Annotated in this window: 21 protein-coding genes; 4 read left to right on the forward strand and 17 right to left on the reverse strand. The window is 74.7% G+C overall.

The genetic code is table 11. The annotated features are described in order from the left end of the window. The first annotated feature begins 125 nt into the window (after positions 1-125). Positions 126-641, forward strand: a complete 516-nt coding sequence (locus tag E4U92_RS08690) for a mycothiol transferase (protein ID WP_137299721.1) — start codon at positions 126-128, stop codon at positions 639-641. Here the strand turns inward: E4U92_RS08690 and E4U92_RS08695 are convergent. The 6 genes from E4U92_RS08695 to E4U92_RS08715 all read right to left on the reverse strand — a co-directional run bounded on the left by E4U92_RS08695 (position 623) and on the right by E4U92_RS08715 (position 4,839). Then, positions 623-1,693: an adenosine deaminase gene (locus E4U92_RS08695; RefSeq protein ID WP_137299722.1), complete on the reverse strand. Its 1,071-nt coding sequence runs from the start codon at positions 1,691-1,693 to the stop codon at positions 623-625. The genes E4U92_RS08690 and E4U92_RS08695 overlap by 19 nt on opposite strands. A gap of 46 nt (positions 1,694-1,739) precedes the next feature. Next, entirely contained in the window at positions 1,740-2,138 is a 399-nt protein-coding gene (locus tag E4U92_RS08700; RefSeq protein WP_137299723.1) for a VOC family protein, read from the reverse strand. Positions 2,139-2,274: 136 nt separating this feature from the next. After that, positions 2,275-3,138, reverse strand: a complete 864-nt coding sequence (locus tag E4U92_RS08705; protein ID WP_137299724.1) for a hypothetical protein — start codon at positions 3,136-3,138, stop codon at positions 2,275-2,277. Continuing rightward, positions 3,135-3,641, reverse strand: a complete 507-nt coding sequence (locus E4U92_RS08710; protein WP_229862459.1) for a sigma-70 family RNA polymerase sigma factor — start codon at positions 3,639-3,641, stop codon at positions 3,135-3,137. The genes E4U92_RS08705 and E4U92_RS08710 overlap by 4 nt, the downstream gene beginning before the upstream one ends. Positions 3,642-3,700: 59 nt before the next feature. After that, the gene (locus E4U92_RS35835; RefSeq protein WP_168725071.1) at positions 3,701-3,865 is read right to left on the reverse strand and encodes a hypothetical protein; all 165 of its coding nucleotides are present in this window, start codon (positions 3,863-3,865) and stop codon (positions 3,701-3,703) included. Positions 3,866-4,488: 623 nt separating this feature from the next. Further along, entirely contained in the window at positions 4,489-4,839 is a 351-nt protein-coding gene (locus E4U92_RS08715; protein WP_137299725.1) for a YciI family protein, read from the reverse strand. 99 nt (positions 4,840-4,938) lie between these two features. On the opposite strand from E4U92_RS08715, the gene E4U92_RS08720 reads away from it, so the two are divergent. Next, the gene (locus E4U92_RS08720; protein ID WP_137299726.1) at positions 4,939-6,006 is read left to right on the forward strand and encodes an acyl-CoA dehydrogenase family protein; all 1,068 of its coding nucleotides are present in this window, start codon (positions 4,939-4,941) and stop codon (positions 6,004-6,006) included. 62 nt (positions 6,007-6,068) lie between these two features. On the opposite strand, the gene E4U92_RS08725 is transcribed toward E4U92_RS08720, so the two are convergent. From E4U92_RS08725 to E4U92_RS37210, 5 genes are all read right to left on the reverse strand, one after another. Further along, on the reverse strand, positions 6,069-7,211 hold the full coding sequence (locus tag E4U92_RS08725) for an LLM class flavin-dependent oxidoreductase (protein ID WP_137299727.1): 1,143 nt from the start codon (positions 7,209-7,211) through the stop codon (positions 6,069-6,071). 74 nt (positions 7,212-7,285) lie between these two features. Further along, positions 7,286-8,470, reverse strand: a complete 1,185-nt coding sequence (locus tag E4U92_RS08730; RefSeq protein ID WP_137299728.1) for an SfnB family sulfur acquisition oxidoreductase — start codon at positions 8,468-8,470, stop codon at positions 7,286-7,288. Positions 8,471-8,472: 2 nt separating this feature from the next. After that, a complete protein-coding gene (gene ssuE / locus E4U92_RS08735; protein ID WP_067228033.1) occupies positions 8,473-9,027 on the reverse strand; it encodes an NADPH-dependent FMN reductase in 555 nt (184 codons plus the stop codon). Between the two features lie 49 nt (positions 9,028-9,076). Beyond that, positions 9,077-10,204 (reverse strand): dimethylsulfone monooxygenase SfnG, encoded by a 1,128-nt coding sequence (sfnG, locus tag E4U92_RS08740; protein ID WP_137299729.1) that lies wholly within the window; start codon positions 10,202-10,204, stop codon positions 9,077-9,079. A gap of 157 nt (positions 10,205-10,361) precedes the next feature. Further along, positions 10,362-10,445, reverse strand: a complete 84-nt coding sequence (locus E4U92_RS37210; RefSeq protein WP_356391390.1) for a putative leader peptide — start codon at positions 10,443-10,445, stop codon at positions 10,362-10,364. A 136-nt stretch (positions 10,446-10,581) separates the two neighbouring features. Between E4U92_RS37210 and E4U92_RS08750 the strand changes: the two genes are divergently transcribed. Next, on the forward strand, positions 10,582-11,514 hold the full coding sequence (locus tag E4U92_RS08750) for a LysR family transcriptional regulator (protein ID WP_174863759.1): 933 nt from the start codon (positions 10,582-10,584) through the stop codon (positions 11,512-11,514). Between the two features lie 92 nt (positions 11,515-11,606). Here the strand turns inward: E4U92_RS08750 and E4U92_RS35840 are convergent, their stop codons facing one another. The 3 genes from E4U92_RS35840 to E4U92_RS08760 form a co-directional block, all read right to left on the reverse strand. Then, on the reverse strand, positions 11,607-11,774 hold the full coding sequence (locus E4U92_RS35840) for a hypothetical protein (RefSeq protein ID WP_168376095.1): 168 nt from the start codon (positions 11,772-11,774) through the stop codon (positions 11,607-11,609). 88 nt (positions 11,775-11,862) lie between these two features. Next, entirely contained in the window at positions 11,863-12,708 is an 846-nt protein-coding gene (locus E4U92_RS08755; RefSeq protein WP_137299731.1) for an SGNH/GDSL hydrolase family protein, read from the reverse strand. Between the two features lie 131 nt (positions 12,709-12,839). Continuing rightward, positions 12,840-13,751, reverse strand: a complete 912-nt coding sequence (locus tag E4U92_RS08760) for a LysR family transcriptional regulator (protein ID WP_229862456.1) — start codon at positions 13,749-13,751, stop codon at positions 12,840-12,842. Positions 13,752-13,902: 151 nt separating this feature from the next. On the opposite strand from E4U92_RS08760, the gene E4U92_RS08765 reads away from it, so the two are divergent. Next, entirely contained in the window at positions 13,903-14,598 is a 696-nt protein-coding gene (locus tag E4U92_RS08765; protein ID WP_137299733.1) for a type 1 glutamine amidotransferase domain-containing protein, read from the forward strand. A gap of 15 nt (positions 14,599-14,613) precedes the next feature. Here the strand turns inward: E4U92_RS08765 and E4U92_RS08770 are convergent, their stop codons facing one another. The 3 genes from E4U92_RS08770 to E4U92_RS08775 all read right to left on the reverse strand — a co-directional run bounded on the left by E4U92_RS08770 (position 14,614) and on the right by E4U92_RS08775 (position 17,008). Continuing rightward, positions 14,614-15,471, reverse strand: coding sequence for a serpin family protein (locus E4U92_RS08770; protein WP_308433298.1), 858 nt, complete (start codon positions 15,469-15,471; stop codon positions 14,614-14,616). A gap of 41 nt (positions 15,472-15,512) precedes the next feature. After that, complete coding sequence (locus tag E4U92_RS37140; protein WP_308433297.1) at positions 15,513-15,764, reverse strand: hypothetical protein; 252 nt, start codon at positions 15,762-15,764, stop codon at positions 15,513-15,515. A gap of 203 nt (positions 15,765-15,967) precedes the next feature. Next, entirely contained in the window at positions 15,968-17,008 is a 1,041-nt protein-coding gene (locus tag E4U92_RS08775; RefSeq protein WP_137299734.1) for a medium chain dehydrogenase/reductase family protein, read from the reverse strand. Positions 17,009-17,112 lie beyond the last annotated feature (104 nt).

The raw sequence follows: 17,112 nt of genomic DNA on the forward strand, positions 1-17,112 counted from the left end.
GCCCCGAGGCCCTGGGCCCTGCGCCCTGACCCTGCGCCCTGACCCTGGGCCCTCGGCCCTGGTCTCTGACCCCCGTCCGTCCGGAACGGGCGGCGCGGGAGCGACGGCTGCGCCATGGTGGACCCATGCATGTGAAGGACATCCTCATCGACGGCTACGGCCGCATCCGGGAAGAAGTCCATGCGGCGGTCGACGGCCTCGACCCCGACGACCTCAACGCCCGCCCGACCCCCGAGACCAACTCCGTCGCCTGGCTGGTCTGGCACCTCACCCGCGTCCAGGACGACCACCTGGCCGACGCCTTCGGGCTCGACCAGGTGTGGCTGGGCCAGGACTGGCAGAAACGGTTCGGCCTGGACCTGCCGCCCCGGGACATCGGCTACGGCCACAGCCCGGCCCAGGTCGCCAAGGTCCGGGTCGACTCGGTCGACCTGCTCACCGGCTACTACGACGCCGTCCACGAACAGTCGCTCCGGGCGCTGCGCGGGGTCGGCGCGGCGGACCTCGACCGGGTCGTGGACCGGCGTTGGGACCCGCCGGTCACCCTCGGGGTGCGGCTGGTGAGCGTCCTGTCCGACGACCTCCAGCACGCCGGACAGGCGGCCTACGTCCGCGGACTGCTTCAGAGCGCCGCGGAGTAACCCGGCAGGACGACGTCCTCGATCAGGGCCCTGCGCTCGTCGAACGGGAGGAACGCGCTCTTGACCGCGTTCACCGTGACCGTGCGCAGGTCCTCCACCGTCCAGCCCGCCTCCTCGACCAGCAGGGACATCTCCCGGGTCATCGTCGTGCCGGAGACCAGCCGGTTGTCGGTGTTGAGGGTGACCCGGAAGCCGAGGTCCCTGAGCGCGGTGATCGGGTGGGTGGCGATGGAGTCGGCCGCGCCGGTCTGCAGGTTGGAGGTGGGGCACATCTCCAGCGCGATCCGGCGGTCGCGGATCCAGCCGGCCAGGCGGCCGAGCTTGCCGTCCACGATGTCCTCGGTCAGGCGCACGCCGTGCCCGATGCGCTGGGCGCCGCACACCTGGACCGCCTGGTGGATGCTGGGCAGGCCGTGCGCCTCGCCGGCGTGGATGGTGAAGGGCACGCTCTCGCGGCGCAGGTGCTCGAACGCCGCCAGGTGGTCGGCGGGCGGGAAGCCGTCCTCGGCGCCCGCGATGTCGAAGCCGACGACACCCGCGTCGCGGAAGGCCACGGCCAGGTCGGCGGCCTCCCGGACCCGGTCGAACATCCGCATGCCGCACAGCAGCGTGCCGACCCGGACGGGCGTACCGGCGGCGGCGGCCCTGGCCATGCCGGCCGCGAGTCCCTCCTGGACGGTCTCGACGACCTCACTGAGGGTCAGGCCGCCGTTCAGCATCAGCTCGGGGGCGTAGCGGACCTCGCCGTAGACGACGCCGTCGGCTGCCAGGTCGAGGACGTACTCCTCGGCGGTGCGCAGCAGGCCCTCGCGGGTCTGCATCACGGCGAGGGTGTGCTCGAAGGTGGCGATGTAGCGGACCAGGTCGCCCGAGGTGGCGGCCTCGACGTACCAGGCGGCCAGCTCGTCGGGGTCGGTGGTGGGCAGCGTGTGCCCGGCCTCCGCGGCGAGCTCGACGACCGTGGCGGGGCGCAGGCCGCCGTCGAGGTGGTCGTGCAGGACGGCCTTGGGGAGCCGGCGGAGGGTGTCGGTGTCGACGCGGGGGGCGGTCATGGGTGTGGTTCCTCGGCGCAGGGGTGGATCGGGAAACGGGTGGGTCTCAGGCGGCGGCCGGCTGGAGGAGGTCCCAGCGGTTGCCGTACAGGTCCTGGAAGACGGCGACGGAGCCGTAGGGCTCGTGGCGCGGCTCCTCCAGGAAGGTCACGCCCGCGGCGAGCATCCGCGCGTGGTCGCGGGCGAAGTCGTCGGTGTGCAGGAAGAACCCGACCCGCCCGCCGGTCTGGTCGCCGACGCGGGCGCGCTGGGCGTCGTCCTTGGCGCGGGCCAGGAGCAGTCCGGTGCCCCCGGACGCGGGGGCGCCCGGCTCGACGACGACCCAGCGGGAGCCGTCGGGACGCGGCTCGTCCTCGGCGAGCCGGAACCCGAGGGCCCCGGTGTAGAAGCGGATCGCCTCGTCGTAGTCGTCGACGACGAGGGTGACCAGGGCGACGCGTCTCATCGGAGCCTTTCGGGTGGGCGGATCGGTCGGTGAGGTTATACGTAAAACGTACGGGACGCCAATCCCTTCCGCGAGCGGCCCCGCCGGGGCCCGCCGCCCGGCCGCGGAGGGTCGGGCGGCGGGCCGTCCGTGCGGTTCAGCAGGCCACCGTCTCCTCGCACTCGCGCAGGGCCTCCCGGACGGCGCGGCTCCAGTGCCGGGTGGGGCACGGGGAGGCGGAGGAGAAGGTGTGGACGGCCGGTTCGCGGCGGGCGGGCAGGGCGCCGTCACGGGTGCGGCGCCGCTCGCGGGCGGGCGGCGCGCCGTGGGCGGCGGCCTCCTCGACGATCTCGGCCAGGTCCCCGTCCGGGAGGGGCAGCTCCAGGTCGTCGTCGACGAAGCCGACCACGGCGGGGACGTACTCGACCAGCGCCCGCAGCGCCTCGGGCAGTCCGCGCCGGCCGCGCCGCAGGGCGGTGAGCACGTGCAGGGCGGTGGCGATCTCCAGCTCGGTGGCCTCCCGGCTCAGGGTGGCCGGGGTGATCTCGGTGTGCCGCAGCCACCAGTCGGCCTGCCGGTCCTCGCCCTGGGACCGGTGGTGGAGGTAGAGGCAGTACGAGGAGACCGGGTCGGCGGCGCCGGCGGCGTACTGCCACCAGAAGCGGGCGCTGTCCTCGCAGCCGGCGAGGTGGAGGATGCCGCCGAGGGTGCGGGCCCCGGACGGCTCGGGGAGCTGGCTGCCGAGGAAGGCGCCGAGCCCCTTCAGCGCGCCGGGCCGGCTCAGCAGCGCCTCGCACAGGGCCCGCAGGTCCCGGGCGGCGGGGTGGTTCTCCCGCGGGACCGGGGGCGGGGCGGGGCACGGCCGGGCGCGGGCCCCGGGGTCACCGGTCCTGCGTGCCGCGACCCGGGCGGCGATGCGTGCCTCGGCGGCCTCGACGTCCGCGCGGGTGTAGGGCGCGGTGGGCACCAGTCGGGCGCGGGCCAGCAGGGCATCCAGGTCGCTCGCGGTACCGAAGGTCATGACCGCTCCTCCTCCTCGGCGCTCGTCGTGTAGATCTCCCGCAGTCGCTGTCGGGCATAGCGTTCGTGGGAGCGCACGCCGGCTTCGGTGATGCCGAGGTGGAACGCCACCTCGGCGATGCTGTAGCCCTCGCAGTAGCGCAGCCGGACGATGTCCTGCTGGCGCTCGGACAGGGCGGCGATGGCGCGGAACAGCCGCAGGTTCTGCTCGATCACCTCGAAGGCGTCCTCGGCCTCGTGCAGGGTCACGGTCTCGAAGACCGCGGTGTCCATCACCGTGGCCCGGCGGCCGCGGGCCCGGGCGTGGTCGATGACGCGGTTCCGCACGACCCGCCAGGCGTAGGCGGCGGGGTTCTCGGCGCGGAGTATCTGCGGCCACTCCTCGGCGAGCTGGACGAACGCGTCGTCGACGGCGTCCTCGGCGTCCGCGCGGCTGCGCAGCCAGCGCTCGGCCTCCCGGACGTAGCGCGGCCGGTGCATCTGGTGGAAGGCGGCGAAGTCCAAGGGAAGCTTCTCCGGCGCCCGCGGATGGCCGGCCGGGCCTGGCGCCGACTCCTCGCGCGTCACCTCTCGCCCCCCGGGAGACGGTGGTCCATCTCTCGGACGCCCACCCGCACGAGTGCGGCCACGACCCGGCGTGCGAGGGCGACGACGCCGGGTCCGAAGACCCGCAGGGCGATCAAGGACAGCGCCACGTCGCGGGCGAACTGTTCTAACTGGTCGGTCACGGACCCTTCGGTCCTCTCACTGGCTGGTCGGGGCCCAGGAGCCCCGGAAGGCGACGGTCGCACCCTCTGCCCCCACGGCGTCCGGCGGCGGCGATTCGTGCAGACCCGGTTCGAAAGTCCATCGGGTTTGGCCGATTCTGACTAGGACTCCTGTCCTCCTGGACCAAGTGCCGTGGCTTTTCCGTCGCTCAGGTGACTACTCGTGACCGTTCGTTCGCGGGGACGGCCGACTCGGCCCCCCGACGGTCCCGCAGCCCCCGGACGGACCGCCCGCGGAGCCGTGGTCGCCCGGCAGCGCAGGGCCGGCCGGCCGGGTCCCCGCGGGGCTCGTCCGGCATCGGCTCCGCCAGGAGCCGCCCACGGCGCACGGCCTTCGAGCACAGTTCGTGGTCGCCTGTGCACCCCTCCGTGAAGACGAGGCGGACGACGGCGAGCCGGCCCGCCAGGCCGGCGTCGCGGGGCGCGCGGTACGCGCCGCGGGCGTCGCGGATCTCCACTTTGGCGCGAACCATTCGCTGCCCCGTCATGGTCCCGGAGACCGGGAAGGCGCGCGGGAACCACCCGGTGCCCGGGCCGCCGAGCCGCCGCAGGGCGAGGCCCGCCCGCGGCTGCGGGGCGAGGCTTCAGTGGTCGGCGGTGAAGGGGCGCACCTCGATGGGGAGCGTGGTGGCCAGGGCGGCCTTCCTGCCCCACTCCAGGGCCGCGTCCAGGTCGGCGGCCTGGATCAGGCAGAGCCCGCCCAGGTACTCCTTGCCCTCCGCGTAGGGCCCGTCGGTCCTCAGCACGTCGCCGTCCCGGGGGCGCAGCGTCGTGGCGCTCTCCGGTCCGGCCAGCCCGCCGGCGAACACCCAGGCCCCGGCGTCCCGCAGCTCCTGGTTGAACGCCTCGACGTCGGCGACGATCCCGGCCAGCGCCTCGGGCGCGGGCGGCTGCCCTCCGGTCGGCTGGACCACACTGAGCAGGTAGTACGTCAAGACGGCCTCCTCGGCCTCGTGGGGGTGGTTCCACCTCCTACACGAACGGCGCTCCCCCGGATCGACACCCACGCCCCGGAACCAGGAAAAATCTCGTCCATGACCCCACCGCCACCCCCTCGACCCGACGGCCCCTGCGAGCCGCCCCCGCCGCATCCGCTCGTCGCCCGGGCCCGCCGCCTCGCCGACGACCTCCTGGAGCCCTGGGCCGAGCGCGTCGACGCGGAGGGCGTCCCGGCCGGCCACATCCAGGAGATCAAGCGGTCCGGGCTGCTCGGGGTGAGCGCCCCGCGCGCGTACGGCGGAGCCGGGGCGCCCGCGGCGGTGGCGCGGGAGACGGCGGAGATCCTCTCCGGGGCGTGCGGCGCCACGTGGTTCGTGCAGACCCAGCACCACACGCCCGTGCGGATGCTGGCCCGGAGCGAGGGACCGGTCCGCGAGCGGCTGCTGGGCCCGCTGTCCCGGGGCGAGCTGCTGTCCGGGGTGGCGTACGCCCATCTGCGCGCCCGTCCGCGTACGCCGGTCCGTGCCGTCCGGGACGGGGGCGGCTGGCGCTTCGCCGGGACGGTCCCCTGGTACACGGGGTGGGGCCTGAACGACGTGCTGCTGCTGGCCGGGATCACGGACGGCGACGAGGCCCTGTTCGCGTTCGCCGAGGCCAGGGAGCAGCCGGGCCTCGGCGCGTCGGAGCCGCTGCGGCTGGCGGCCCTCGGCGGGGCCCGTACCGTCTCGCTGGAACTGGACGGCCTGTGGCTGCCGGAGGAGGCGGTGGTGCTGCGCACGCCGTACGACCGCTGGGCGGCGGACGACCGGCTCCGGACGCTCGACACCAACCCGGCGGTGTTCGGGCTGGCGCGGGCGGCGCTCACCCTGCTGGACGAGGAGACCGCCGCCGGGTTCCGCGCCCGGCTCGCCCGGGTGCGCTCGGTGGCCTACGCCCTCGCCGACTCGCCCCCCGGGTCGCGCCTCGACGAGCGGCTGGCCCTCAAGACGGAGGCGTTCGCGCTGCTGCAGGCGGCGACCACCGCCGCGGTGGTCGCGGGCGGGGGCCGCACGATGCTGCTGACGCACCGGGCGCAGCGCCTGGCGCGCGAGGCGCTGTTCCTGCTGGTGCAGGGACAGACGCGGGAGACGCGCGCGGCGCAGCTCAGCGCCCTGGGACGCTGAGCCGGCCGGTGGGGCGAGGCCGTCCCGTCGTGGGTCTCCCCCGTTCCTCCGTCCCGTGGCCGTCAGCTCGTGAACGGCACCTGCGCGGAGGGCGCGGGCTCCGGCAGGAAGGGGTGCCGCCACAGCCCCTCGGCGGCCAGCCGGGGCAGCACGCCCTCGCCGAACCAGTACGCCTCCTCCAGGTGCGGGTAGCCGGAGAGCACGAACTCCTCGATGCCCAGGGCGGCGTACTCGCGGATCCGCTCGGCGACCTCCTCGTGGCTGCCGACCAGAGCGGTCCCGGCGCCGCCGCGCACCAGGCCGATGCCCGCCCACAGGTTGGGGTGGATCTCCAGCCCGTCCCGGCTGCCGCCGTGCAGCGCGAGCATCCGCCGCTGCCCCTCCGACTCGCTGCGGGCGAGCCCGGCCTGCACGGAGGCCACGGTCTGCGGGTCGAACCCGGCCAGCAGCCGCTCGGCCTCCGCCCACGCCTGCGCGGAGGTGTCCCGGGTGATCACGTGCAGCCGGATGCCGAACCGCAGCGTGCGTCCGTGCCGGGCGGCCAGTTCCCTGATCCACTCGATCTTCTCGGCGACCTGGGCGGGCGGCTCGCCCCAGGTGAGGTAGACGTCGACGTGCCGGGCCGCGATCTCCCCGGCGATCGGCGAGGAGCCCCCGAAGTACACCTCCGGCACGGGGTCGGGCACCCGTGCCAGCCGCGCGTCCTCCACCCGCAGGTGCTCGCCCTCCAGGTCGACGCTCCTGCCCTCCCACAACTCCCGTACGACCTGGAGGAACTCGCCGGTACGGCGGTAGCGGTCGTCCTTGTCCAGGAAGTCGCCGTAGGCCCGCTGCTCGTGGCTCTCGCCGCCGGTGACGACGTTCAGCAGCAGCCGTCCGCCGGTCTGCCGCTGGAAGGTGGAGGCCATCTGGGCGGCGAGCGTCGGGGAGACGAAGCCGGGGCGGAAGGCTACGAGGAACTTCAGCCGCTCGGAGTTCTGGCTGACCATGGCGGTGGTGAGCCAGGCGTCCTCGCACCAGGCGCCGGTCGGCGTGAGCGCGCCGACGAAGCCGAGGTCCTCGGCGGCGCGGGCGATCTGGCTGAGGTAGGCGACCGTCGGCGGGCGGTCCCGCCCGGAGGCGGTGGCCGGCGTGCCGTGGCCGCCGCCGACCACGTGGCGGCTGTCGCCGTTGGTGGGCAGGAACCAGTGGAAGGTGAGGGACACGGGGGTCTCCGTTCCTGGGGGGCGCCCGGCGGGCGGGGAGGGCGGGCGGGTGTCGGGGCGGCGGCGGGGCCGCGCTACAGCAGGCCGTGGCGGGGCGGCCGGGCTCCGGTGAGGACGTGGCGGCCGAGGTGCTGGAGCTTCCAGCGGGGCGGGTCGTGCAGGGTGTGGGTGCGGGCGTCGCGCCAGTACCGGTGCAGGTTCAGGGAGTCGAGCGCGGAGCGGGTGCCGGACACCTCGAACAGGGCGCTCGCCACCTCCACCGCCGTCTCGGCGGCCTGCACCTTGGCGGCGGCGACCGCGAGGGACGCCTCGGCGGCGCTGTCGTCGGTGAGGCCGGCGCGGGCCGCGTCGACCGCGCGGGCGGCCTCCTTCAGCAGCGCCTCCGACGCCCGGACCCGCAGGGCGAGTTCACCGAACCGCTGCACCAGGAGCGGGTCCTCGACGGCCGTGTCCGCCCCGCTCTCGAACCAGGGCCTGCTCCGGGTCCGCACGAACGTGGCGGCCTCCGCCAGCGCGCCCGAGGCGATGCCCGCGTCGATCGCCGCGTGCAGCAACTGTGCGACCGCGCCGTGCAGTTGCGGTCCGCGGAAGGTCAGGTGGTGGGGCAGGACCCGGTCGGCGGGCACCTCGACGCCTGCCAGGCGGACGGTGCCGCTGGCCGTCGTGCGCTGGCCCATGCCGTCCCAGTCGTCGACCACGCTCACGCCCGGCGCGTCACGGGGGACGTAGGCGACGTGCAGTGCGTCGTCCTCGGCGCGGGCGAGGACCGGGATCCAGTCGGCGAAGAGGGCGCCGGTGGAGTAGTGCTTGACGCCGTCCAGCCGGTACGAGCCGTCCGGGCGGGGGGTCAGGCGGGTGCGGATGTCCTGCACGTGCTTGGTGCCCGCCTCGGACTGGGCGTTGCCGAAGCGCCGCCCGGACAGCACCTCGGCGAAGAAGAACGTCCGCTGCTCCGGCGTGCCCTGACGGCGGATCACGTTGACGTAGACGAAGTGGCTCTGCGGGATCTGGGCGAGGCTCGCGTCGGCCGTGCCCAGCAGGCGGAAGACCTCCGCGAGCGTGGCCGCGCGGACGTCGGCGCCGCCGTGTTCGGCGGGCACGGTGACGGCGAGCAGCCCCGAGGCGGACAGCCGGTCGAGCTCCGCCCGGGGCAGGGCGCGCTCGGCGTCGCGCCGCGCGGCACCGGCGCGGAACTCGTCGGCGAGGCCGGCGGCGACGGCGAGGGCCTCCGCGTCGTCGGCGATGACGTGCGCGGTCACGGTCAGCTCGCCGCGGCCAGGAACGGGGTGCGGCCCAGGGCGGCCGAGAACTGGTCGACGACCTGGCCGAGCGCCTCGGCGGTGGCCGGGGCGACCGTGACGGTGCCGTCCTCGTGGGCGGTGATGTCCTTGTCGAGGGTGAACCAGCCCTGCACGATGTGCGCGGCGCCCATGGAGTTCAGGACGGGCCGCAGCGCGTAGTCGATGGCCAGGACGTGGGCGGTGGAGCCGCCCGTGGCCAGCGGCAGCACGGTCTTGCCGGTGAGCGCGTACTGCGGCAGCAGGTCCAGGAGTGCCTTGAGCACGCCGGAGTACGACGCCTTGTAGACGGGGGTGCCCACGACGACGCCGTCGGCGCGCGCGAACAGCTCGGCGGCCTCGACGATCGCCGGGTGCCGGAAGTCCGCGCCGAGCAGGGCCTCGGCGGGGATGGTGCGCACGTCGAGCGGGATCACCTGGTGCCCCTGCGCGGCGATGCGCTGGTCGAGGTGGCGCAGCAGGCGGCCGGTGCGGGAGGAGGCGGAGGGGCTGCCGGAGACGGACAGGACGGTGGCCATGGGTCCTCTTTCGAAGGTGCGGGTCCGGGAGGCGGGTCCCGAGGAGCGGTCAGGCGTGGGCGGGGACGGGGGCGGGCTCGGTGTCGGTGTCCGGCAGCCGGGCCTCCAGTGCGCGGACGAGCGGCAGGACCCGCTTGCCGAAGTACTCGACCTCCTCGTGGTAGTGGAGGAAGCCGAGGAGGAAGAGGTCGACGCCGAGCCGCTTGTAGGCGACGATGCGCTCGGCGATCTGCTCGGGGGTCCCGATGAGCCCGGTGCGGAAGCCGTCGTTGTACTGGACGAGGTCCTCGAACGTGGAGTCCTGCCACATGCCCTTGTGGTCGGCGGTGGACCGTCCCGCCTGCCGCACGGCCGCGCCGAATCCCTCGACGGCCTCGGTGTCGGCCCGGGCGACGATCTCGCGCAGGGTCTCGCGGGCCTCGGCCTCGGTGTCGCGGGCGATGAGGAAGCCGTTGAGGCCGAACCGGGGTGCCCGGCGGCCGGCTTCGGCGGCGGAGGCGCGGACGTCCGCGATCTGCTCGGTCACGCCGTCGAAGTCCTTGCCGTTGGAGAAGTACCAGTCGGAGACGCGGCCGGCCATCCGGCGGGCGGCGGTGGAGTTGCCGCCCTGGAAGATCTCCGGGTGGGGGCGTTCGGGGGTGTTGAGCGGCTTGGGCTTGAGGGTGAAGTCGCGCACCCGGTAGAAGTCACCGGCGAGTTCGGCGTGGTCCTCGGTCCAGATGCGCCGCAGGGCGGTGATGAACTCCTCGGAGCGGCGGTAGCGCTCGTCGTGCTCCAGCCAGGGTTCGCCGAGCGCGGTGAACTCGTCCTTGAACCAGCCGGAGACGACGTTCACGGCGAAGCGGCCGTGGGAGAGGTGGTCGGCGGTCGCGCCGAGCTTGGCCAGGACCCCGGGGTGCCACAGGCCCGGATGGACGGCGGCGATGACCTTCAGGCGCTCGGTGGCGAGGAGCAGGGCGAGGCTGAAGCTGGTGGACTCGTGCTGGTACTCGGCGCCGTAGCTCGCCATGTAGCGGACCTGGCTGAGGGCGTACTCGAAGCCGTTGTTCTCGGCGAGGACGGCGAGTTCGCGGTTGTAGTCGTATCCCCAGTCGGTGCGCTGCTCGATGCGGCTGGTGACGAGTCCCCCACTGACGTTGGGGACCCAGTACGCGAATTTCAGGGGTGCGGCGGGCATGCGGAACTCCAGGCGTGTGGAATTGCTCTCCGGCGACGCGGAATTCACCGGCGGCGACCGGGCGCGGGAATTCGGGCGGAGAGAAAAGGCGGGGACACGGCACGGCACCGCTCGGCGAGGAGCGGGCGGGTGGCGTGGGGAGAGGGGCGCGGGCCGGTCAGGCGGCGGCGCGACAGGAGGCGCTGGAGACGCGCGCGAGGTCGACGTGGCGTCGCCGCGTGAGGTCCAGTCGCGAAGTCATGTCGTCGATCGTGGCAGCCGCCGGTGAGGACCGTCAAGGAAAACCCGACCGTTCTCGCATCGCGGACCATTGAATTTCACGAGGGTGTGACAGGGAAACCCTTGAACCGCCCGCCGCGGGACCGCATTCTCCTGTCGTGCGAACGGAACAGCTCGAATACATCGCGGCCGTCACCCGGCTCGGTTCGCTGCGCCGGGCCGCCGAGGAACTGCGGCTGTCCCAGCCCGCGTTGAGCGAGACGGTGCGCAACCTCGAGCGCGAGCTGGGGGTGGAGCTGCTGGAGCGCAAGCGGTCCGGCGCGACGATGAGCGCGCCCGGCCGGGAGCTGCTGCCGCACATCGTGGACGTCCTGGACGCGGTGGACCGGCTGCGCGCGGCGGCGGGCGAGCAGCACCGCATCCGGCGCATGGTGCGCGTGGGCACGGTGAACGCGGCGACCGTGCCGCTGCTGCTGCCGGTGCTGCGGGAGTTCCGGGCGGCGCGCCCGCAGACCCAGGTCGAGGTGGTGGGGGCGCAGCAGACCGACATCCACCGGGCGCTGCTGGAGGGCGGGTTCGACCTGGGGCTGGTCAATCACCTCGAGGGCGACGACGTGCCGGCCGAGGTCGAGTCGGTGGAACTGCTGCGCGGCCGGCCGGTGGTGTGCCTGCGTCCGGACAGCCCGCTGGCCGCCCGGCCGGCGGTGACCGTGGCGGACCTGCTCGAAGTGCCGCTGATCGGCATGCGGTCCGGCTACGTGATGCACCGGTACGTGCACCGGCTGCTCGACGGGCGGGGTCCGTCCTTCGCGTACTCCACGGACGGGGCGGAGATGGGCAAGCTGATGGTCGCCGAGGGGCTCGGGGCGACGGTCCTGCCGGACTTCAGCGTGGTCGGGGATCCGCTGGAGCGGTGCGGTGCGCTCACCCACCGGCCGCTCGCCGGGGAGACCCCGCAGGTGCTGCTGATGCTGCAGCGGCGCCGGGCGGAGTCGGTGCCGCAGGCGGCGCGTGAACTGCACGAGGTGTTCGTGCGCACGGCCCGCGCCCTGGGCGGCACGCTCACCGCACCGGAGTCACCGGGACGGTGAGCGCGGAGCCCACGGGGGGGTTCGGTACTGCCGGACGCGCCGGGCCACGTCCCCGGCCTGCCCCGGGTCGTGCTCGGCCGTTCTGGTCTTCTCTAGTCTTCCTCGTTCGCCGGGACCACCACGAGGAAGGCGTCCGACTGCAGGTCCATCACCACGGTTGCGGGTTCGCCCTCGGCACGCCGAGCCGCCGCGAACTCCTCAGCCGGCCACGCACCCCGCGGAGCCCCAGCCGGAAAACGCTCCAACACCTTCGCGCTCATAGCGATCGACACCTCCACTTTGTCCGTCCGGCGACCGAAACGGTCCGTTCTCGTAGCATTCGCTTGCCCCGGATCGGCGCGTACATGTTCACCCGGGCGCAACCGACCGGTCACGGCCGCCGACCGCCCCCTCGGTCCCGCCCGACGGGGGCACGGGCCCTGCCGGAAGGACGGGCAGCAGGCCGGGCCGTTTGGCCGTACGGCCGTCCCCCGAGGAACGGCCCCGCAGCCGGCGGCCGACCCAGGGCCCGAGGAAGCCGGCGGCCCAGCGCAGTTCGCCGAGCGCGGTGGGCCGCACGGGCGGACCGGGCAGCGGGTCGGCCCAGGAGCCGTCGCTGCCGGGCAGCGCGAGGGCGTGGGCCACGGCGGCGGCGATACGGGCGTGGCCGAGCGGGGAGGCGTGCAGCCGGTCGGCGCTCCACAGGCGCGGATCGGTGACGACGGGGTGGTCGGCGGTCTCGGCGACCACGACACCGTGCCGCCGGGCCGCTTCCCGGATACGGGAGTTGAGGGCGTGGACGCGGGGGCCGAGCGGACGGGCGAGCGGGGTGACGCGGGCGACGTCCGGGAAGGTGAGCGTGGCGACCCGGGCGCCCTGGGCGGTGAGCGCCGCGAAGACGGCGTCGAGGTGCCCGGCGACCTCGTCGGCGTCGAAGCGGGGTCGCAGCAGGTCGTTGACCCCGGCGACGACGGTGGCGAGGTCGGGCCGCAACGCCAGTGCCGGGCCGAGTTGCTCGGCGCGCACCTGCCCGGCGAGCCGGCCGCGCACGGCCAGGTTGGCGTACTGCAGGCCGGGGTGGTGGACGGCCAGGAGACCGGCGAGCCGGTCGGCCCAGCCGCGCAGCCCGGTGCTGTCGTCGCCGTCGCCCAAACCTTCGGTCTGGCTGTCGCCGAGGGCCACGTAGCGGGTGCAGCTCGGTGCGGTGCCGGTCATGGGCGGACCCCCGTCGAGGTGTCGTCGGCCCGCCCCGGGCGGGACGGCCGTACGGTGCACCCTACTCACTTTCTTGAATAGGCAGAGAGTTCTGCCCACGGAGGGACGGCCGGCTTTAGTGCCCCGTGGGGTCACCAAGTGCGGGCGCTGCGCAACAGCACCTCCCGCACGCGGGCCACGTCCGGGTTCTCCGGCACGCCGGGCCGCTGGACCAGGAAGCCGGTGTTGATCGGCGGGTCGTCCGGTTCGTGCAGCGCGACGACGGCCCCGGAGGCGAGGGCGTCGAGGCAGAGGTAGCGCGGCAGCACGCCGTAGCCCGCCCCCGCGGCCACCGCGGCGAGCACCCCGCGCAGGTCGGGCACGGTGACCGCGGCGGCGCTCGCCAGCCGCCGGCCGAAGACGTGCCGCCAGTAGCGGCGGGCGATCGGCAGGTCCTCCGCGTAGGTGATCAGCGGCACCCCGTGCAGGGCGGCCGGCCCCTCCTCGGCGAGGCGTCCGGTCAGCAGGTCGGCCCACCGGGGCGCGGCGACGAGCACGAACTCCTCGTCGGTCAGCGCCTCCCAGGCGAGCGTGCGGCCCCGGGGGCGGCTGGTGGCGACGACCAGGTCGTACCGGCCGGCCCGCAGCTCGTCGAGCAGCGCGTCGGTCAGTCCGGTCGCCACCCGCAGCCGTACGCCCTCGGCCACGAGCGGGGCGAGCGCGGGCAGGACCCGGGTGCACAGCAGCTCGGCGGGGCCGGCCAGGTGGACGGGGGCGGCGGGCCGCGGGCCGGTGCGCGGGGCGGGGCCCGCCACCGCCGCCAGGTCGTCGAGCGCCGGGGCGATCCGCGCGGCGAGGGCGTCGGCGACGGCCGTGGGCGTCACGCCCCGCGGCAGCCGCTGGAACAGCTCGCGCCCGGTCTGCCGCTCCAGGGCCCGCATCTGCGTCGTCACCGTGGGCTGGGACAGGCCCAGCACCTGGGCGGCCCCGGTGAACGAGCCCGAGCGGTACACCGCCAGGAAGGTGCGCAGCAGGTTGAGATCGAGGTTCGCGTGACCGTCCACCCGGTCCAGTATTCCGCGCGTGCCATAGGAGATCCAATGGCTGCCATAGCTGCGTCCATTGGTTTCCCGTGGTGGTCCGTCGCTACGGTCGTGGGCACACGGACCGACGTCCGCGGCACACCGCAGCTCCACCGATCGTGAAGGACACCCCATGGCCAAGATCCTCTTCGTGATGACCGGCGCCGACTCCCTGACGCTCGCCGACGGCACCGGCCACCCCACCGGCTTCTGGGCGGAGGAGGCCGTCGCGCCGTACCGCGCCTTCCGGGCCGCCGGTCACGAGGTGGTCGTCGCCACGCCCGGCGGGGTCGCGCCGACCGTGGACCGGGCGAGCCTCGCCCCCGAGTTCAACGGCGGCCAGGAGGGCGCCGACCGGGTCGCCGCCGAGCTGGCCGCGATGACCGAGCTCGCGCGTCCGCTGCGCCTGGAGGACGTGCGCCTCGACGAGTACGCGGCGGTGTTCTACCCCGGCGGGCACGGCCCGATGGAGGACCTGGCCGTGGACGCCGCCTCCGGACGGCTGCTCGTCGACGCGCTGGCCGCGGGCACGCCGCTGGGCGTGGTCTGCCACGGCCCCGCGGCGCTGCTGGCCGCGGTCACCGAGAACGGCGCCAACGCCTTCGCCGGGTACCGGGTCGCCGGGTTCACCAACGCCGAGGAGACCCAGGGCGGGCTCGCGCCCCGGCTGAAGTGGCTGCTGCAGGACCGGCTGACCGAGGCGGGCGTCGAGGTGGTGGAGGGCGAGCCGTGGGCGCCGCACGTCGTGGTGGACCGCACGCTGGTCACCGGCCAGAACCCGGCCTCCTCGGCTCCCCTGGCGGACGAGCTGCTGAAGCGGCTCGGCTGAGGGCGGCCCCCCGGGTCACTCCTGCCACGGCAGGGGATCGGTGACCCAGCCCGCTGCCAGCACGAGCCGGGTGTGGCGGTGCAGGGCGAGGAAGCCGAAGGGCCGGTCGAAGGCGGCGCTGATCCGGGTGGTGACGTGGCGGAGGTCGGGCATGCCTCCGCTCGCCATGCCGAACGCGGTCACCGCGGCGGCCTCGAAGCCCCGCGCCCCGAACCTCGCCACACACCTCTGCTCGGCCGACCCGACGGCGAGCGGGAAGGCGCTGATGCCGGGGAAGTCCCCGCGCGTGGTGTCCCGGGCCGCCGTGAGCCCGAACACCCGGTGCAACCCGGACAGATCGTGGCTCGCGTCCAGCGCGTAGGCCGCGGTCGTCACGTCCAGCGACGGTGGCTCGGGCCGCACGCTGCGCACCCTCTCCACCTCCACCCCGGGGCCGACGTGCCCGAGGGGCAGCAGCGGCCCGGGCACGACCGGATACCGGCCGGCGAGGATGCCGACCCCGGCCCCCAGCACCGTTCCCGGCCCCATGCCCTCCTCACCGAGGAGCAGGTGCACGTCGAGGGCGTTCTTCCCCAGCACCTTCAGTTCCGTGACGTGTCCGCCGGGTGTCCGCGCCACTCCGATCCGGTCCAGCAGGACGCTGGAACGCCGCAGCGCGAGGCGCGGCTCGCCGGCCCAGGGCTCGTACGCCGTCTCCAACGGCCCCTCGCCGAAAGGGCTGAGCCACTGCGTGCGCAGCGCCAGCGCACTCGCCAGGACCATCTCGGTGTCCTTCGCCGGCACGACCGGCATGCGGTCGATCAGCCCGCCGGTCCGCTGCGCCGCCCAGGCGTCCAGCGCCCGGCGGTCGGCGAGGGGGTCGCCGGTGAGCACCCCGTGCGCCTCGGCCGGCAGGCCCGCCGTCCACTGCTCGTTCAGCTCCAGCGTGCGCGTCGTCCACAGCCCAGGGCGGTGTCCACCCCCCGCAGGGCGCCGAGCGTGGTGAGCAGGTCACGGGCGGCGCCCGCCGCCTGCCCGGCGGGCAGTCCGAGCGCCTCGGACAGCTCGGCCCGCGCCGGGCCGCCGGCCCCGTCGGCCAGGTGGGCCAGCAGCGGCCACGCCGCTGCTGCCGAGAACACCGTTCCGCCTTGCGAGACGCCCGCCCACCGGGCGGTCAATCCGTTCACGGCGCGGACCGTGGCCCTCGCGACCCCCACGTCTCCCCCTCACCGGCCCGCCCCGACCGGGGCGACGGACCTCGTCGTCGGTCCTCATCCTCGGGCAGCCGGTGCCGGCCCCGCCACCGACGTACGGGTCTCCCCGCCGGCCGGCGCGGACGGGTGCCGCCGCGGTCCCGGCGACCCGCACGGCCGGCAGCCGTGCCCGACGGCTACGACTCGTCGGGTCGCAGGACGACCTTCCCGGCGACCGTGCCCGACTCCGCCAGCCGCAGGGCCTCGGCGACCCGCGTGAGGGGCAGTTCGGCCGCGATCTGGGCGGTGATCTCGCCGCGCCGCAGCGCCGCGAAGACCTCGGTGAGGTCGGCGCGCAGCCGGGCCCGGAAACGGCTGCGGCTGAGGGCCTTGCCGGCCCAGACGTTGAAGAAGAAGGCGCGCCGCCCGTTGGGCAGGGCGTTCCACAGCCAGACGCGGCCCAGGAGCTTCAGTACCGGCCACTGCTTGGAGCCCTGGTCGTCGCGGGTGGAGGTGGTGCCGTAGGCGACGAGCGTGCCGCCGGGGGCGAGCAGGTGCCAGGAGTCGACGACGCTGCGGCCGCCGACGTGGTCGAAGACGGCGTCGACGCCGCCGGGGGCGAGTGCACGCACGCGGGCCGGGACGTTCTCGGTGCGGTAGTCGATCGGGGTGACGCCCCGTTCCCGCAGGGCGGCGTGGTGGCGTGCGGAGGCGGTGCCGATCACCTGCGCGCCGGTGGCCCGCGCGAGCTGGACCAGGACCGAGCCGACCCCTCCGTTGGCGCCGTGCACGAGGACGGTCTGCCCGGCACGCACGCGCGCCTTGCGGTGGAGCATCTGCCAGGCGGTGATCCCGTTGATCACCAGGGTCTCCGCCTGGGCGGCGCCGATGCCGACCGGGACCGGGACCACGTCGGCGGCGTCCACGACCAGGTGGCTGGCCCAGCCCCCGACCTTGAGCAGCGCGGCCACCCTGGTGCCGGTCAGAGCGGCGGGGACGCCCCGGCCCGTGGCGATGACGGTGCCGACCACGTCGTAGCCGGGGACGAACGGGAAGGGCGGCTGGTCGTAGTAGCGGCCCCTGCGCATCTGCTGTTCGGCGAAGGACACCCCGGTCGCCTCCATGCGGACGACGACCTGGCCCGGCCCGGCGGTGGGCACGGCGGCTCGCCGGAACCGCAGCCCCTCCGGCTCGACCGTGCCCGGCAGTACGACCTCCACCATCGTCGCGTCGTTCATGACGTCCTCCCTCCAGAACCCCGCCAGTTAGTGGCTGGCGCTTCTGTTAGAAGTTATAACCGCGCGATAGAGTGACAGTCAAGAGCGGCAGTAATAGGGTCTAA

The organism is Streptomyces galbus (assembly GCF_005280195.1).
GTDB lineage: Bacteria > Actinomycetota > Actinomycetes > Streptomycetales > Streptomycetaceae > Streptomyces > Streptomyces galbus.

Coding starts and splice junctions, on each gene's coding strand:
- E4U92_RS35840 (WP_168376095.1), bottom strand. CDS start 11,774: ATGAGCGCGAAGGTGTTGGAGCGTTTTCCGGCTGGGGCTCCGCGGGGT.
- ssuE (WP_067228033.1), bottom strand. CDS start 9,027: ATGGCCACCGTCCTGTCCGTCTCCGGCAGCCCCTCCGCCTCCTCCCGC.
- E4U92_RS08775 (WP_137299734.1), bottom strand. CDS start 17,008: ATGAACGACGCGACGATGGTGGAGGTCGTACTGCCGGGCACGGTCGAG.
- E4U92_RS37210 (WP_356391390.1), bottom strand. CDS start 10,445: ATGACTTCGCGACTGGACCTCACGCGGCGACGCCACGTCGACCTCGCG.
- E4U92_RS08755 (WP_137299731.1), bottom strand. CDS start 12,708: ATGACCGGCACCGCACCGAGCTGCACCCGCTACGTGGCCCTCGGCGAC.
- E4U92_RS08695 (WP_137299722.1), bottom strand. CDS start 1,693: ATGACCGCCCCCCGCGTCGACACCGACACCCTCCGCCGGCTCCCCAAG.
- E4U92_RS08720 (WP_137299726.1), top strand. CDS start 4,939: ATGACCCCACCGCCACCCCCTCGACCCGACGGCCCCTGCGAGCCGCCC.
- E4U92_RS08690 (WP_137299721.1), top strand. CDS start 126: ATGCATGTGAAGGACATCCTCATCGACGGCTACGGCCGCATCCGGGAA.
- E4U92_RS08705 (WP_137299724.1), bottom strand. CDS start 3,138: ATGACCTTCGGTACCGCGAGCGACCTGGATGCCCTGCTGGCCCGCGCC.
- E4U92_RS08765 (WP_137299733.1), top strand. CDS start 13,903: ATGGCCAAGATCCTCTTCGTGATGACCGGCGCCGACTCCCTGACGCTC.
- E4U92_RS08700 (WP_137299723.1), bottom strand. CDS start 2,138: ATGAGACGCGTCGCCCTGGTCACCCTCGTCGTCGACGACTACGACGAG.
- sfnG (WP_137299729.1), bottom strand. CDS start 10,204: ATGCCCGCCGCACCCCTGAAATTCGCGTACTGGGTCCCCAACGTCAGT.